Origin of the sequence: Photobacterium minamisatsumaniensis (assembly GCF_050336695.1) — a bacterium.
GTDB classification, from domain to species: domain Bacteria; phylum Pseudomonadota; class Gammaproteobacteria; order Enterobacterales; family Vibrionaceae; genus Photobacterium; species Photobacterium minamisatsumaniensis.
In genome coordinates this window covers 174,402-189,598 of record NZ_JAKJSI010000014.1, presented here as the reverse complement: position 1 = coordinate 189,598, position 15,197 = coordinate 174,402, and the positions used below count along the sequence as shown (strand labels likewise).

General features: G+C 46.5%; 16 protein-coding genes. 1 reads left to right on the top strand and 15 read right to left on the bottom strand.

Features of this window, described 5'->3' with window-relative positions; genetic code table 11:
* Positions 1 to 2 precede the first annotated feature (2 nt).
* The 6 genes from astA to rpe all read right to left on the bottom strand — a co-directional run bounded on the left by astA (position 3) and on the right by rpe (position 5,921).
* Positions 3 to 1,013, bottom strand: a complete 1,011-nt coding sequence (astA, locus tag L4D78_RS07005) for an arginine N-succinyltransferase (protein ID WP_428466242.1) — start codon at positions 1,011 to 1,013, stop codon at positions 3 to 5.
* A 118-nt stretch (positions 1,014 to 1,131) separates the two neighbouring features.
* A complete protein-coding gene (locus L4D78_RS07000; RefSeq protein ID WP_428466241.1) occupies positions 1,132 to 2,346 on the bottom strand; it encodes an aspartate aminotransferase family protein in 1,215 nt (404 codons plus the stop codon).
* A 402-nt stretch (positions 2,347 to 2,748) separates the two neighbouring features.
* A complete protein-coding gene (locus tag L4D78_RS06995; protein WP_428466240.1) occupies positions 2,749 to 3,330 on the bottom strand; it encodes an aminodeoxychorismate/anthranilate synthase component II in 582 nt (193 codons plus the stop codon).
* A gap of 121 nt (positions 3,331 to 3,451) precedes the next feature.
* Positions 3,452 to 4,468 carry a tryptophan--tRNA ligase gene (gene trpS / locus L4D78_RS06990; RefSeq protein WP_428466239.1) on the bottom strand — a complete coding sequence of 339 codons (1,017 nt, stop codon included), beginning with the start codon at positions 4,466 to 4,468 and terminating at the stop codon, positions 3,452 to 3,454.
* Between the two features lie 89 nt (positions 4,469 to 4,557).
* A complete protein-coding gene (locus tag L4D78_RS06985) occupies positions 4,558 to 5,247 on the bottom strand; it encodes a phosphoglycolate phosphatase (RefSeq protein WP_428466238.1) in 690 nt (229 codons plus the stop codon).
* The gene (rpe, locus tag L4D78_RS06980; protein WP_428466237.1) at positions 5,247 to 5,921 is read right to left on the bottom strand and encodes a ribulose-phosphate 3-epimerase; all 675 of its coding nucleotides are present in this window, start codon (positions 5,919 to 5,921) and stop codon (positions 5,247 to 5,249) included. Before rpe ends, L4D78_RS06985 begins: the two co-directional genes overlap by 1 nt.
* Before the next feature lie 131 nt (positions 5,922 to 6,052).
* Here rpe and L4D78_RS06975 point away from each other — a divergent pair, with 131 nt between their 5' ends.
* The gene (locus L4D78_RS06975; protein WP_428466236.1) at positions 6,053 to 6,271 is read left to right on the top strand and encodes a DUF2970 domain-containing protein; all 219 of its coding nucleotides are present in this window, start codon (positions 6,053 to 6,055) and stop codon (positions 6,269 to 6,271) included.
* Here L4D78_RS06975 and L4D78_RS06970 read toward each other — a convergent pair.
* The 9 genes from L4D78_RS06970 to pilM form a co-directional block, all read right to left on the bottom strand.
* Positions 6,268 to 7,101: a Dam family site-specific DNA-(adenine-N6)-methyltransferase gene (locus tag L4D78_RS06970; RefSeq protein WP_428466235.1), complete on the bottom strand. Its 834-nt coding sequence runs from the start codon at positions 7,099 to 7,101 to the stop codon at positions 6,268 to 6,270. The two genes, L4D78_RS06975 and L4D78_RS06970, sit on opposite strands and share 4 nt — an antisense overlap.
* Before the next feature lie 104 nt (positions 7,102 to 7,205).
* The gene (locus L4D78_RS06965) at positions 7,206 to 8,720 is read right to left on the bottom strand and encodes an SPOR domain-containing protein (protein ID WP_428466234.1); all 1,515 of its coding nucleotides are present in this window, start codon (positions 8,718 to 8,720) and stop codon (positions 7,206 to 7,208) included.
* 23 nt (positions 8,721 to 8,743) lie between these two features.
* The gene (gene aroB, locus L4D78_RS06960; protein ID WP_428466233.1) at positions 8,744 to 9,826 is read right to left on the bottom strand and encodes a 3-dehydroquinate synthase; all 1,083 of its coding nucleotides are present in this window, start codon (positions 9,824 to 9,826) and stop codon (positions 8,744 to 8,746) included.
* A 20-nt stretch (positions 9,827 to 9,846) separates the two neighbouring features.
* On the bottom strand, positions 9,847 to 10,365 hold the full coding sequence (gene aroK, locus L4D78_RS06955) for a shikimate kinase AroK (protein WP_428466232.1): 519 nt from the start codon (positions 10,363 to 10,365) through the stop codon (positions 9,847 to 9,849).
* A gap of 242 nt (positions 10,366 to 10,607) precedes the next feature.
* A complete protein-coding gene (locus L4D78_RS06950; RefSeq protein ID WP_428466269.1) occupies positions 10,608 to 12,272 on the bottom strand; it encodes a type IV pilus secretin PilQ in 1,665 nt (554 codons plus the stop codon).
* Between the two features lie 75 nt (positions 12,273 to 12,347).
* On the bottom strand, positions 12,348 to 12,881 hold the full coding sequence (locus tag L4D78_RS06945; protein WP_428466231.1) for a pilus assembly protein PilP: 534 nt from the start codon (positions 12,879 to 12,881) through the stop codon (positions 12,348 to 12,350).
* Positions 12,878 to 13,474, bottom strand: coding sequence for a type IV pilus inner membrane component PilO (locus L4D78_RS06940; protein ID WP_428466230.1), 597 nt, complete (start codon positions 13,472 to 13,474; stop codon positions 12,878 to 12,880). The genes L4D78_RS06945 and L4D78_RS06940 overlap by 4 nt, the downstream gene beginning before the upstream one ends.
* Positions 13,467 to 14,072: a PilN domain-containing protein gene (locus tag L4D78_RS06935; protein ID WP_428466229.1), complete on the bottom strand. Its 606-nt coding sequence runs from the start codon at positions 14,070 to 14,072 to the stop codon at positions 13,467 to 13,469. The genes L4D78_RS06940 and L4D78_RS06935 overlap by 8 nt, the downstream gene beginning before the upstream one ends.
* The gene (pilM, locus tag L4D78_RS06930; RefSeq protein WP_428466228.1) at positions 14,069 to 15,079 is read right to left on the bottom strand and encodes a type IV pilus biogenesis protein PilM; all 1,011 of its coding nucleotides are present in this window, start codon (positions 15,077 to 15,079) and stop codon (positions 14,069 to 14,071) included. Before pilM ends, L4D78_RS06935 begins: the two co-directional genes overlap by 4 nt.
* Between the last annotated feature and the right edge of the window lie 118 nt (positions 15,080 to 15,197).

Below are 15,197 nucleotides of genomic sequence, written 5' to 3'. Positions count from 1 at the left end.
CCTTATTGGGTGATCAGGCGAACTTGATCGCCATGTTGTACTTGAAGGGCTTGTGCCATTTCAGCAGAGATAACGGCGGTGTCGCCCTTAATACCAACTTTACCGGTCACTGCACGAAACTGACTGAAAGATGTATTACTCACAATACAATCCTGACTTTTCGCAGGCAGGCCCACTTCCACGTAACACGATTTTGAATGACGAACCGATTCAATGTTTCTGATGTCACACTCAACTGTCGGTCCCGCATCAAAAATGTCGACATAACCACGACAGGTAAACCCTTCTTTCTCAAGTAAGCGTAACGCCGGACGTGTTTTTTCGTGTACTTCACCGATAACAGCCTGGGCTTCTGGGCTCAGTAAGTTAACGTAGATAGGAAGCTTAGGCATTAAATCCGCAATAAAGCCTTTTTTACCGATACCCGTTAAGTAATCCGCAAGGGTAAAGTCGATAGAAAAGAAGTGTTCTTTTAACCATTCCCAAAACGGTGAGTTGCCATCGTCATCGGAGACGCCACGCATTTCGGCAATCACAGTATTATCAAACCGCTGAGGGTGCTCTGCCATCATCAGGAAACGACATTTAGACAATAGGCGGCCATTGGCTCCCTCTCGCCATTCAGGCCGCAGAAAGAGCGTACAGAGCTCACTCACTCCAGTGTAGTCATTACCAAATGTCAGTACTTTTACCGCATTATGAACGTTCAAACGTCGAGAAGAATGCACCACCGTGCTGAGATGGTAAGTATAGAAAGGGTTATCAAGGCCAATTGCCGCCTCTATCGCCGTCGTCCCTGCAATTTCTCCAGTCTTGGTATCTTCTGCAACCATCAGATACCCCTCAGAGCCAGCTCGGCTCACTGCCTTGGCAAAGCTTTCTTCCGAATGCTTGATCCGATTCGTTAATATCTCTTCATTAACCGGCAAAGAAGTAAAGCCATGCCCGGACTCTTCGGCACACTGCATAAGCGCCGGTAGGTCGGCAGCCTTAATAGGACGTATAACCAGCATCGAATTCCCTCCTGATGCAGGTTGCAGCAAAGCACTGCAACCCTAAATGTCTGATTCTGACCTCGGTCAGAAGCAGCAGTCAGGCTCCTGCCAACTGCTGCATGATTTGAGTGGATACTTAGTGGTAAATTTTGGCAATCGCGCGTTCAAGACGTGCCATACCTTCATCGATATCCGCCTTACTGATCACGAGCGATGGCGTGAAACGAACCACATTGGTACCCGCGACCAACACCATCACCCCTTCTTCACCAGCGGCAACCAGAATGTCACGGGCGCGCCCCTGCCATTCATCATTCAAGGCTGCGCCTAACAGCAGCCCCTTACCACGAACTTCGTCAAAAATAGGGTATTTACTGTTAATGGCGGCTAATGCCTCACGGAACCATTGTTCACGCTGCTTAACACCCGATAAAACCTCAGGTTTAGTCACTTCATTCACAACTGCTTCAGCGACAGCACACGCGAGTGGGTTACCGCCATAGGTCGAGCCATGGGTGCCAACTTTCAAATGCTTTGCCAATTCAGAGGTTGTCAACATGGCAGCAATTGGGAAACCACCCCCTAATGACTTTGCGGTACTCAGAATATCTGGTGTAACACCTAGCCCTTGGTAAGCGTAGAAGTCACCCGTTCGGCCATTGCCCGTTTGTACTTCATCAAAAATCAACAGCGCGTTGTGCTTATCACACAACTCACGGACACCTTGGATAAACTCACTGGTTGGTGAAATGATGCCACCTTCTCCTTGAAGAGGCTCCATCATGACGGCACAAGTACGTTCTGACATGTGCTCGGCCAGGGTCGATAAATCATTGTATTCCAGGTGGGTCACATCACCCGGTTTGGGACCAAAACCATCGGAATATGCGGCTTGTCCACCAACCGTGACGGTAAAGAAAGTCCGGCCGTGGAAGCCTTGTTGAAACGCAATGATCTCTGACTTTTCTGGACCAAATTGGTCAACAGCATAGCGACGAGCCAATTTCAGCGCAGCTTCATTCGCTTCTGCACCAGAGTTAGCAAAGAAAACTTTATCGGCAAAACAATGCTCGGTCAGTAATTTAGCAAGCCGTAATGCAGGTTCATTGGTCAGTACATTACTGACATGCCATAACTTCTCAGCTTGCTCTTTGAGGGCATCAACCATCACAGGATGACAGTGGCCTAAGCAACTCACCGCAATCCCACCGGCAAAGTCGACATACTCTCGCCCTTCTTGGTCCCATACTCGGGCACCATCTCCCTTAACAGGGATAACTTGCATCGGTGAATAACAAGGCACCATGACCTCATCAAAAAGCTGGCGTTCTACGGTGTTTTCCTTTGCCATTGTCGTTTCCTTCTAGGTTTATTGCCTTAAGCATAGTATTTACATTTTATTAACCAATTCCAATAGCATAATATTTTTTATTGCTTATTCGCATTAGGTTAACCATCGGTTTAAAACATATTTATGCGTGTCATTGGCAATTTTATTAACCCCCAAATACAGGAAAGTGTTTTTCCTACTAGGAAATAAAAGCCAGCATGGTAAAAAAGCTGCATAATATTTCCTTAATTGCAAAAACAAGAAAAGATACAAAAATGTTAAAAAAGGTGACTAGGATCGCGGAGGAATATACAGAAAAGGCGGTAAAAAGATCCAGAAGCAGTAAACAGCTAGCGCTATCAGCCAACCAAGATCAGATGATTAAGACAAAAAGCAGCATAAAATGCTGCTAGACAGTTGAACCTATTGGCTACGGCGAAGAAAGTTAGCCAATAGCTGGTGACCTTGCTCAGTCAGAATACTTTCAGGGTGGAATTGTACACCTTCAATCGACAATGTTTTATGGCGAATACCCATAATTTCATCACGCTCACCATCTATTTCCGTCCACGCTGTCACTTCAAAGCATGAAGGCAGGGTCTCGGCCTTAACAACCAAAGAATGGTAACGGGTGACGGTCAATGGGTTATTTAGCCCAGTAAAGACACCGTTATCAGTATGCACGATGGGTGAGGTCTTCCCATGCATGACCTGACGGGCACGTATAACATCCCCACCAAACACCTGAGCAATAGACTGATGCCCGAGGCAAACCCCTAAAATCGGCAATTTACCTGCAAAGTGGCGAATAGCCTCTAGCGAGATCCCCGCTTCATTCGGGGTACATGGACCAGGAGAGATCACGAGGTGAGATGGGGCTAATGCTTCAATGCCAGCGATATCGATTTCATCATTGCGGACGACCTTCACCTCGATACCCAATTCACTAAAGTACTGGTAAAGGTTATAGGTAAACGAGTCGTAATTATCGATCATCAACAGCATGGGTACATCAGCTCCCTGAAAATTCAGCGTCCTATTTTGCTACAGGACGGGAGAAAGGCAAGTTATAGCGAAAAAAAACCGGCTAATAGCCGGCTTCTTTTCGTTACACGACGTGTTGCGCTTATGGGCGAGCTACAAACCCAACCGCTTCAAACGCTTTTTTCAACGTTACTGCAGCACGCTCTGATGCTTTCTCGGCACCGGCTTTCATAACGGCATCCATGTAGGCACGATCTTCACGAATTCGTTTGTACTCTGATTGGATAGGCTCAAGCATCGTAACAATCGACTCACCGACATCTTTCTTGAATGGCCCGTACATTTCAACACCTTGGTATTGCGCTTCAATTTCTTCAAACGTCTTACCTGATGCAGCCGAGTACAAACCCATCAAATTCGAGATACCCGCTTTATTTTCAATATCGTGCACAATGCGTGGTGGTGTCTCGGCATCGGTTTGCGCCTTATTGATCTTCTTAAGGATAGACTTAGGATCTTCCAGCAATGTGATCACATTCTTACGGTTATCATCCGATTTCGACATTTTCTTCGTCGCATCCTGCAAGCTCATAACGCGCGCATTGACGGTCGGGATATAAGGTTCTGGAACCGTGAAGATTGGGCTTTCAGGGCTGTAAATATTATTAAAGCGAGTGGCAATATCACGCGCTAATTCTAAGTGTTGCTTCTGATCGCTACCCACAGGTACTTGATGCGCACCGTACAACAGGATATCGGCAGCCATTAGTACTGGGTAACCAAACAAGCCAACATTCACATCATTTGCATGGCGTTGAGATTTGTCTTTAAACTGGGTCATGCGGCTTAGCTCACCCATCTGGGTGTAGCAATTAAGCAACCAGCCTAGCTGTGCGTGCTCAGGTACATGAGACTGCACAAACAGCGTACTTTTCTTCGGGTCTACGCCCACGGCCAAACAAATCGCCAATGCATCAAGCGTTGCTTCATGCAGGGCTTTGGCATCTTGGCGTACGGTGATCGCGTGAAGGTCGACTACACAGTACTGACAATCATAGTCATCCTGCATCTGTTCCCACTGACGCAGCGCACCCAAATAGTTACCAATACTTAATTCGCCAGAAGGCTGGACGCCGCTCAATACAATGGGTTTAGTCATGATGAGAATTTCCTATGTCACTCAAAGAAACAGCGGCAATTAAGCCGCTGATTGAAATTAAATTGATTGTTAACGCAAAGCTAACCGTACTAGCTTCCTAGTTTAACGGTTTCTGCCAGCAGGCTAAAGTGATCCAACACAATATCGGGTTCACTTGCGCTAATTGGCTGGCCATAGTTGTAACCATACGTTAGTCCAACAACATAACATGTTGCCGCTTTTGCCGCCAAGATATCATTACGCGAGTCACCCACCATCAGCATCTCGCTGGCTGCAAGCTGGTGCTTTTCCATCAGCCAATGCAATGCATAAGGATCAGGTTTTTTTAGTGGAAAAGTATCGCCACCAATAACATCCACAAAGTAGTCTGCGATTTCATGCTGCTCAAGCAAGTGCGGCACAAACTGCGCGGGCTTATTGGTTACAATAGCCATTGGGATCCCAGCTTGATGGAATGCTGCTAATGTCTCTTTTACCCCATCATAAAGGGCACTTTTTTGGTGGCCGCCTTCTTCATAAAAACGATCAAAAAGCTGACGAGCCTGCTGATGGAGTGTTGGGTCAAGCTCTGGGTCAACCTCGATACTCTGGCTAAGGGCACGGCCAATTAGAATATCGGCGCCATTGCCAATCCAGGTCGTTACCTGCTCGACCGTTACGCGAGGACGTCCCAACGCCTGCATTGTTTTGTCTGCTGCTTCCGCCAAATCAGGCACACTGTCGAGCAGCGTGCCATCAAGATCAAAAACAATAAAATTAATGCCTTTGAACGCTTTCATTAACGTTCAACCTTTGCCAGTTCAGCACGCATTTCATCAATGACGGCTTTATAATCTGGTTGGCTGAAAATCGCAGAGCCTGCAACAAACATATCAGCACCCGCTTCGGCAATTTCACGGATATTATCAACTTTAACGCCACCGTCGATTTCCAGACGGATATCGTAACCAGATTCATCAATACGCTTACGCACTTCACGCAGCTTATCCAAGGTGTTCGGAATGAATGACTGACCACCAAAACCTGGGTTCACCGACATCAACAAAATCATGTCGATTTTGTCCATTACGTAGTCTAAGTGGTGCAACGGCGTCGCTGGGTTGAAAACTACCCCCGCCTGACAGCCACACTCCTTAATAAGTTGTAGCGTACGGTCCAAATGTTCTGTCGCTTCAGCATGGAACGTAATCATGGTCGCGCCCGCTTTCGCGAAATCAGGAATAATGCGATCAACTGGCTTAACCATTAAGTGAACATCAATCGGTGCTGTAATACCGTAGTCACGCAATGCCTGACAGATTGGTGCGCCAAAGGTAAGGTTCGGTACGTAGTGATTATCCATCACGTCAAAGTGCACAACATCGGCACCTGCTGCTAATACTTTCTCAACATCCTCGCCAAGACGAGCAAAATCTGCAGATAGGATAGATGGAGCGATCAAAAAGTCCTTCATGTTCAGCCTCTATACGGTACAAAACGGTACAAACGAAAACGTTATCGTAAATCGGCGCAATTCTACCCGATCCAATTCGTGATGTCTTAGCTAAACTAAAAAACGGATGTGACGGCAACAGGGAGAGCTAGATGCAAGATCAAAGTAACGCGACAAAACGTACAGAAAAAACGAAGAAAAGGAATGTATTGCTGAGTGTGGGGGCCGCATTTTTGGGTGTGCAATCGGATCAGAACCGCCATCGAGACTTTAGCCAAGTAACGCCTTGGCCTTATATCATTGGCGGCATTTTATTCATTGTTCTTTTTGTTGTTCTGCTGATTATGATCAGTCAATGGGTGACAAGCTAAATTGTTGATTCGCCGTCAGCCTGAAATAGCGCTAATAGCTCATCGACTTTATTACGTCCGCTGCCATTACGGCTAATCGTACGCTTCACTTTAACAACCGAGAGATCGGCGCCGTGATATAAACGACGGGTCAGCGTGGTGTCATGATTTGAAATCAAAACAGGAATATCGCGTTCACGGGCAGCTTTCTCTGCCATATCTGCCAGTGCTGCTTGATCATCTAAGCTAAAGCCATTACCTGCATATGACGTAAAATTAGCAGTCGTCGATAATGGCGCATAAGGCGGATCACAATAAACGACACAGCCCTTACGAGCACGTGAGAATGTTTGCTGATAGCCTTCGCAAACGAATGTGGCTCGCTTGGCTTTTTCAGAAAAGTAGTTGATTTCGGCTTCAGGAAAATAGGGCTTTTTATAAGAACCAAATGGAACATTGAAGCCACCTTTCTTGTTATAACGACACAGGCCATTAAAGCCATGTCGATTCATGTACAAGAAATACAGCGAACGCAGGTAAGGGTCATTAGTGCGATTAAAGGTCTCGCGGATCTCTAAGTACGCTTCTTTACGATTATACTCTGGCGTGAACAGTGCTTTACTGTCTTTAATATATTGGTCAGGTTGGTTTTTGATAATGTTGTACAAGTTGATCAGATCAGGATTGATATCTGCTAACAAGTACTGTTCAAAATCAGTGTTCAGAAAAACCGAGCCAGCACCAACAAACGGCTCAACCAATTTCCGCGCAGGTGGTAGGCGACGTTCAATTTCCTCAACTAGGGAATATTTACCCCCAGCCCACTTCAGGAATGCACGATGCTTTTTCATTCAGCTGACCACCAATACCGACTTTGTAACGAAAGGTGGCGGATTGTACACCATTTTATACCGCTACTGATACCGTTAACCCGGAAATATCTCTATCAATAGCGTTATTTAACCCGCTCAATTTCAGTGTGGATCTGACGATAAGATTTCACCCACGGTTGAAGCGCTTGTAGCTGCTTAGGCAAACCTGTTTCAGCCTTGCGTGCAGCAACAACATTTGGGTAATCACCCGTAATAATAATAAACCATGGTACACCGTTACGGCGGGTTTCATAAATATTAGAAAGTGAGGCAATATCATGTTCAGCCACAAACTTTTTGGCAGCAGTCAAAGACTTCATCGCAGCTAACTGCAGCGCGTAATGACTTTGATCAACCCGCTTTAGTTCGGTGCCTAATCGATCAGAATCCGATTCAGCATCGGTATTAAGAGGTTGGTCATTCTCAGGTAGTACGGAGGCTGAGTTGACTTGCGCTGATCCATCTTCTTCAGCCACATTCATGCTATTCGTTTGTACTGCTGGCGATTGCGCTTCAACGGCTTGCTCACCCGAGCCACCGATATCTTGGTCTGATATCATGGCATCAACGACTTCTGAAGGTACAACAACGCGTTGAGACGTTTCATTACGCCCAACAGTTAACCCTTCAATTGATACTTCTGGTGGTAGGTTTTTGGAATCATCAAGACTCTCATCAGATTCGTCTAAGACTATCGAGTCAGCACTTTGAGAGCCATCCTCAGTGATAGCCTCAGTCTCTAGCTTGAGCGTTTCTTCCTGCGCGTCAGCCAACGCCCGTTCAAGCTGTGCTTGATCGATTCCGTCAGTGGCTAATAACTCACTTTCAGGTTTAGAAAGAGAGAACCAACCGACAGTCATCGCAATGAGGACTACCGATAATATCGTTAGCACCACCCAAGGGGATGGCTTCTTTGAGGCTTTACTCGACATATCCATATGCTCTACCTGCTCTAATTTCACTAACTCGCCCGGTCGCGGTGCAACCTGAGCCGCTTTTTCTCGAAGTAGCCGACGTCGCTGCGTATCTAATGCCTCATCGGCAAACATCTGCTCAACAAACGTCTGAACTTCTTGCTCCGTGAACGGTGGTATTTCAACTTCTAGCGGTAATTGCCCTTTCCCGTGGGCAACCGATGCGAGGTATTTATCCAACCGGCCAGTATGACTGAACAATAATACATTCACCTGCCAATCAGGAGCGGCCTGAGCATGCTGTATCAACGCCCACAACTCAGCAATAACCACCGAACTAAGTAGATGAGCATCATCAATAACAAGCGAAAGGTTAACAGGGTACTGATTCAAGATCCGTTCGATACTTTGTAGTAAAGGATCATGTTCATTAAACACCGCATTTGGTGCTAACTGCTGGAGAATAATTGCCCGATGCTGTGCATCTGCTTGGCTGGGGTGGCATAACACTAAAACCTGTTGTTCAGCATTCGCCCATGCTTCAAGGTAACGTTGTGCAAGCCAAGTTTTTCCCGCGCCTTCATCACCTGTGACAGGGATAAGGTTGGAGCTAAAGCGGGTAAGAAATTGAATTCTAGAAAGGAGTTGGACTTGAGAATCCAAGTCCAATGACGCTACATGCATGCCACTGCTCATCATGGCCTACATTATTGTTCAGTGATCACTCGTTGCAAGACCGTTTCGGGTACACCTGCAACGACTTCAGCCTGACCGACACCCGTCGGTAATACAAGACGAAGTTGACCTGACAATACCTTTTTATCACGCATCATATGCTTCATGTAGCACTCGAATGTCATTCCTTCGGGGCCTTTTACAGGTAAATTAGCCCGTTTTAATAACTGAGTAATACGTTCAACATCTTGCAGTGACATCAAACCTTGATAGTGAGCGGTCAAGGCCGCCTGTACAGTACCAGCAGCAACGGCTTCACCGTGTAACCAGTTACCATACCCCATCTCAGCTTCAATCGCATGACCAAAGGTATGGCCAAGGTTTAGCAATGCCCTTACTCCCGTCTCTTTTTCGTCGGCAGCAACAACATCTGCTTTGATCTGGCAGCAGCGGGCAATAGCGTAGCTCAGTGCATCATTATCCAATGCTTGTAACTTCTCAAGATTATTTTCAAGCCAACTAAAAAAGTCAGCGTCGGCAATAATCCCGTATTTGATCACTTCCGCCATACCGGCAGCAAACTCACGTTCTGGTAAAGTGTTGAGGCAGTGGTTATCAATGATCACTGCTTTAGGCTGGTAAAAAGCACCAACCATATTTTTCCCCAAGGGGTGGTTCACCGCTGTTTTACCGCCGACAGATGAATCCACCTGAGACAGCAAAGTAGTCGGTACTTGGATAAAATCAACACCTCGCTGATAGCAAGAAGCAGCAAAGCCCACCACGTCACCAATGACACCACCGCCTAAAGCAACAATAACCACATCGCGGCCATAGTTCCCTTCAAGGAGGAAAGTCATAATTTGATTGAACGTATCTAGGGTTTTGTACTGTTCGCCATCTGGCAAAGAAAGGAGTGCGACGTCGCATGGTAATGAACGGATAGTCCCGATAACCTGTTCGGCATAGAGCGGGGCTACCGTTTCATTGCTGACCACAACAACACGTCGATCTGCTGGTATTGCAGAGGAAAATAACGCCGGGTTATTAAATAACTCGGCGCCGATGGATATTGGGTAACTTCTGTCACCGAGATTGACGTTGATCCGTTCCATGGCCAGCTCTCTGTTCTAAATTAACGCTCTTCAAGCATCTTGATGATTTGGTTTGCGACAACTTTCGCACTCTGATCATCAGTACGCACCACGTAATCAGAAACTTCTTCATACAGTGGATTGCGATCATCTGCTAGTGATACCAACACTTCACGTGGGGTATCCGTTTGCAGTAGAGGACGCTTTTTATCGCGCTGTGTACGAGCGAGTTGCTTCTCGATAGTCGTCTCTAGGTATACAACGATACCGCGAGCAGATAGACGGTTGCGGTTATCTTTGCTCTTCACAGAGCCGCCACCCGTCGCCAATACGATACCTTGGTGTTGAGTCAGATCGTCAATTACCTGTTCTTCACGAACACGGAAACCTTCTTCACCTTCAACATCAAATACCCAGCTAATATCTGCACCAGTACGGTCTTCGATTACTGAATCAGAATCAAAGAACTCCATATGCAGTTGCTGTGCAAGGTGTCTACCAATAGTACTTTTGCCGGCACCCATTGGGCCGACCAGGAAAATATTTCGTTTTTCAGCCATTTTTAGCAATTTTACGCGCGGTTAATAAAACGACACCGCCCGCAGGCTTTCATTAGATAAGCCCGAGGCGCCAACTTCCTCACATTTAATTCGTGATAAGACCGAAAATTATCTCAGGTCTTGACGGCCTTTGGCAATAGCTATAACCGTTATTTATTCCATTCATGCTATATTGACGCCAGCCTGAAATGGTACTTATTCACAACTTAGTCGCCATCGTCTGCAAAAAAGCACGATTTACCCTATTGGTGAACAATCTTCGGCGTGACAAAAATCAACAATTCACGCTTAGCTAATTCTTCAAGTTTATGGCTAAAAAGTGTTCCTAAGACCGGTAAATCCCCTAATAAGGGTACTTTACGCACTGAATTATTGATGGTGTGCTGGTAAATTCCCCCTAACACAACCGTTTCACCATTCTCGACCAGTACTTGAGTACCAATCCGCTGAGTATCGATAGCAATAGCTTCACCGGTCCCTGTATTAACCACCGAGCCGGGTTTATCTTGTGTTACGACCAAGTCCAAAACCAATTTACCATCTGGCGTAATTTGTGGCGTTACCATTAAGCTCAACACCGCTTTTTTAAACCCAACAGATACCGCTCCACTCGATGAGGCTTCGAGGTAAGGGATCTCTGTACCCTGTTCAATATAGGCCATCTTTTTGTTTGTTGTGACTAATCTTGGGCTAGAAATAATTTCAGCTTTCTTCTCGGACTGCAGAGCAGACAATTCAAGGTCAAGTAATACATCGCCTATTTTCGCTACCTGGAAGGCAATACTGGATGCTCCACCTTTTGTTGCGGCTAAATTTACATTAAGAAAATCATTAACGGTTGCTTCATCTTCCAACAAACCAACAGAGTTTAGGTTGCTCTCGATTGAGCCGCCAACAGTATTGTTACCATTACTCGATAATATTCCCCAGCGCACCCCCAGCTCGTCAATGTCACCTTCATTAACTGTCACGATCCGGGCTTCGATCTGCACTTGCTTGACCGGCACATCCAATGCCGACACGATGTCGCGAATATTATCCAATGTATCAGGAATGTCATTAATAATTAAAGAGTTGGTTCTTGCATCCACGTGCAACGAGCCACGTGCCGATAGCATACTCACACCATCATCTCTCCCTCGCAGTAACTCACCAAGTTCGGTCGCTTTTGCATAGTTCACCTGAATAATTTCAGAACGCAATGAAGCCAACTCTTCTTCTTGCCGTTTGGCTTCCAAGCGATGCCGCTCACCTTGCGCTAGCTCTTCTTTGGGCGCGATCAAAACCACAGAACCTTGCTCGCGTTTATCGAGCCCTTTTGCTTTCAAAATGATATCGAGCACCTGTTGCCAAGGCACGTCGTCAAGACGTAGCGTTAAATTACCTTGGACAGAATCGGAGACCACTAAGTTAAAGTCATTATATTCCGCGATAAGTTGTAGCACGTTACGTACAGGTACATCTTGAAAGTTAATCGAGATTGGCTTGCCGTCATAAGAGATCTGCGATGGTTCGGTATGCACCTTGGCCGCATTCACTGCCTGAATAACGACTTCAACGGTGTTACCTTCGCTATCATAGTCATAACTAAAGGCACCATTCATTTTTAGCACTAAGCGGACACCTCGCTCAGTTTTGAATATCTCGACGGTGTTTACCCGAGTCGCAAAGTCAGCAACATCTAACACATACACCATGTCATCGCTAATCCCTGTGTCATGAATATCAATATAAAGCTGCTGCCCTGACTGTCGCATATCAACTAGCGAACGGGCTTGTGCCAATTCAATCAATAGCAGACCATGACTCTCTTTGGTGCGTTTAAAATCGATTTGTGTCACTTGATTGTCTGCTGCCTGTACAGACCATGCCATGCATAAGGTCAACAGTCCTAGCCACCTCATCATATTGATAACGGGAACCATAACCGCCTGCCACTTTGTTCGACTCGCTGCAATCCTTGCCATAGTTTTTGTCTCTTCTTATACTGCGGAACCATGCTTAACAAGGGCGAGCGTGGTTACTCTTTTTAACCAGCACCCCTCGCCATCAGGCAAAATTTCTTCAATTTCTACTGTTTTTTGATCAACCATTTTTACTTTTCCATGATTGAGTCCTAAATAGTGCCCCTCCCCAACCTTAACGAGCTTGCCTTCAGGGGTATAAATAAGGGCCCAAAGCTGTTCGTTATCCCCCATCACACCACGCATGCTCAGTTGTGTTAGTGGGTAACGCTCAAGCGGTGATCTTTGCGCTCGTTGCTGTGGCTGCCAGCATGCTTGCTTCACGCCCTCTCTCGCCTCACCAAGTTCAGGGTGAGGCCGCAAAAATGGAGCTCTGGTACTTGTCATCACAAACGATTCAGCAACAAAGACGGGCTGCTCTTCTAATGGTTCTACATTTGCCTTGGCCTGTTGGTGGGTATAGGTAATAAATTGCGCGACAGAATCATCATTTGCCCGACACCCCACCAACCCGAGTAGCCCCAGCACCAACACGCCTAACTGCCAGTTCATGCAGGCCCCTTAACCGAAGCTTTGAATCGGTATGTTGTTGCAGAAACTTTGAGTGACAATAGCGCTTGCTGACCTTTACGATCCGATCTTTCCAAGCCAATGTTTTTTAAGGTAACAATGCGTGAGAGCTTGGCAATGTCTTCGACAAAGAGCCCAATATCTTCATACTTTCCAGTAAGTACGATGCTCATTGGAAACTCATAGTACAACTCATGCTCAATACGAGATGCCCATTCAATACGTTGGAATTCAAGTCCGTTTCGTATGCCGATATCATTCACGTTGGCCAACAAGCTTGCCAGTTCGTCTTCTTCTGGTAATTGTTTGACCACAAACTGATAGCGGCCTTCAAGCACCTCAATTTGCTGCCTTACTTTAGGCAAGGCTGCGACTTGATTAGCTCGACGAACCAGTTGCTGGCGGAGATCGGTTTCAGTCTGCTTTATTTGCAGCAATTCTTCATGCTCGGGGATAATCCAATACCAATATCCAGCTGCCGACAGAGCCACCGCGAGCAATGCCGCGATAACGCATTGGGCTATCAATGGCCACTCCGTAATTTCATCAAGCTCAAGATCACGCCAATCAGTCATTCACTTGCTCTCCTTGATTTTTATTACTCACTACCAGCGCCTCTTGCGGTGTACGCAACACAAAGGAAGCCCTAAACTCTGTCTGTTCTTGGTTTCGACTCTGCTTCTCTTTCATTAATACGATTGAGTGCATGTTCACACTACCGATCCACTCCGACTGCTCAGCATTCGATAATAGTGTGGCTAGCCGACCGTTTGAGTCGCCAACCCCGTTAATTTTTGTATGGCTTCCAGTCATTGCCAGTGTGTTAAGGTAAACACCTTGCGGCACAACGCTCGGCAATAAACTCAGTAATCGAGTTATGTGGTTACGGCCTTTTTGAATGTCAGTAATAACCGCTAAACGCTTATTTAGCGCTTCACGTTGTTGATCCATCTGAGGTAGCAACGATAACTGCTGCTCTAACGCGCTTATTTCTGCCGTTAATTGATTATTCCGCTGCGCTTGAACACTTTGCTGCTGGTTGAGAAAACTCGAAACCAGCCATAACCCGCAAAGGACCACACCAGCGGCCGCCAAAAGTAAGGCATAAAACCGTTGCTTGTGGTGACGCTTTCTTTCTTCTCGCCAAGGCAGTAAATTCAGTTTTGCTATCATGCAGTACTTCCTCGAACTGCCAGCCCTGCTGCTACCGCATATTGACCAAGCCGACCTTGCTCCATGGCGATATCAATTTTTTGATTGCGCTCAAATATCGCCAGTGGGTGCATCCATCGAACCTCCAACCCAAGCATTCGCTGGAGCATCTCTTTCACCACAAGAGATTGGCCACCACCGCTCACCCACAACCCTTGTAAAACAGCACGAGGATGGGTCGAGTTATAAAGCTGAAGCTGACGCTTTAAGTTATCGGCCAACTGCTTGGTAAACAGCTCTTGCGCTTCGGATGATTCAGCAGCAACTTCTGCGCTAATGCCGAGCGGACTAGGTTGATTGCCAGACGCCTCGGTACCAAATGCGAGTTCACGGTGATAAGCAGCGCTGTTTGTCGGGCTGGCGCAAAATGCAGTCCGGCACTTGCCAATATCAATAACGCCCCACTGCCCGCCAGCATCATGCTGCTGTGTGACAAGGGCTTCTAGCCACAACAAAGCATGTGTTTGCAGCTCGATGACAAAGGGCTTTAAACCCGCTTTCCGTAGCACCTTAATACGGCTTTCAACCGTTTCCTTACGTGCGGCAAAAACTTGGTAAGGCAGCGTCAATGCAGGTTCAGAGAATGACTCCGCAGACAAAGGAAAGAAATCCGTTCTTAACTCTTCAACGGGGAAGGGGGATGAAGCACTCAATGCCTGTTCAACGGCAAATACCGCTTCATCTTCATTTAGGTTGGCATCCAGCTGGATAACCTTGCTGATCACCGCGCTATCAGGCAGAGCTAACACCACTTTTCGCGCCCCAAAAGGCAGCGCCTTTTTTAATTTACGTATCGCTGACAACAAGGAAGGGGCATTCACGCTATGCTGCTCATTGATCACAGATGCTGATAATATGACCTCTGCAAATGCGACAAGCTCTAGCTCGGTTTTCTTCTGTCGTAACACCACCGCCTTGACACTGTGGTGGCCAATATCAATCCCAATTGTTAGTGGGTTCCGAAACATACCGTGCTATGCTCCCTTGTAAGCGGAAAAGCAAATGTTTAAAAACAAACACCACGTTATGGCGTTAATTTTAATGAAGTTATCTTTATACTATCGGCAGGTAGATATTGAACGCTCG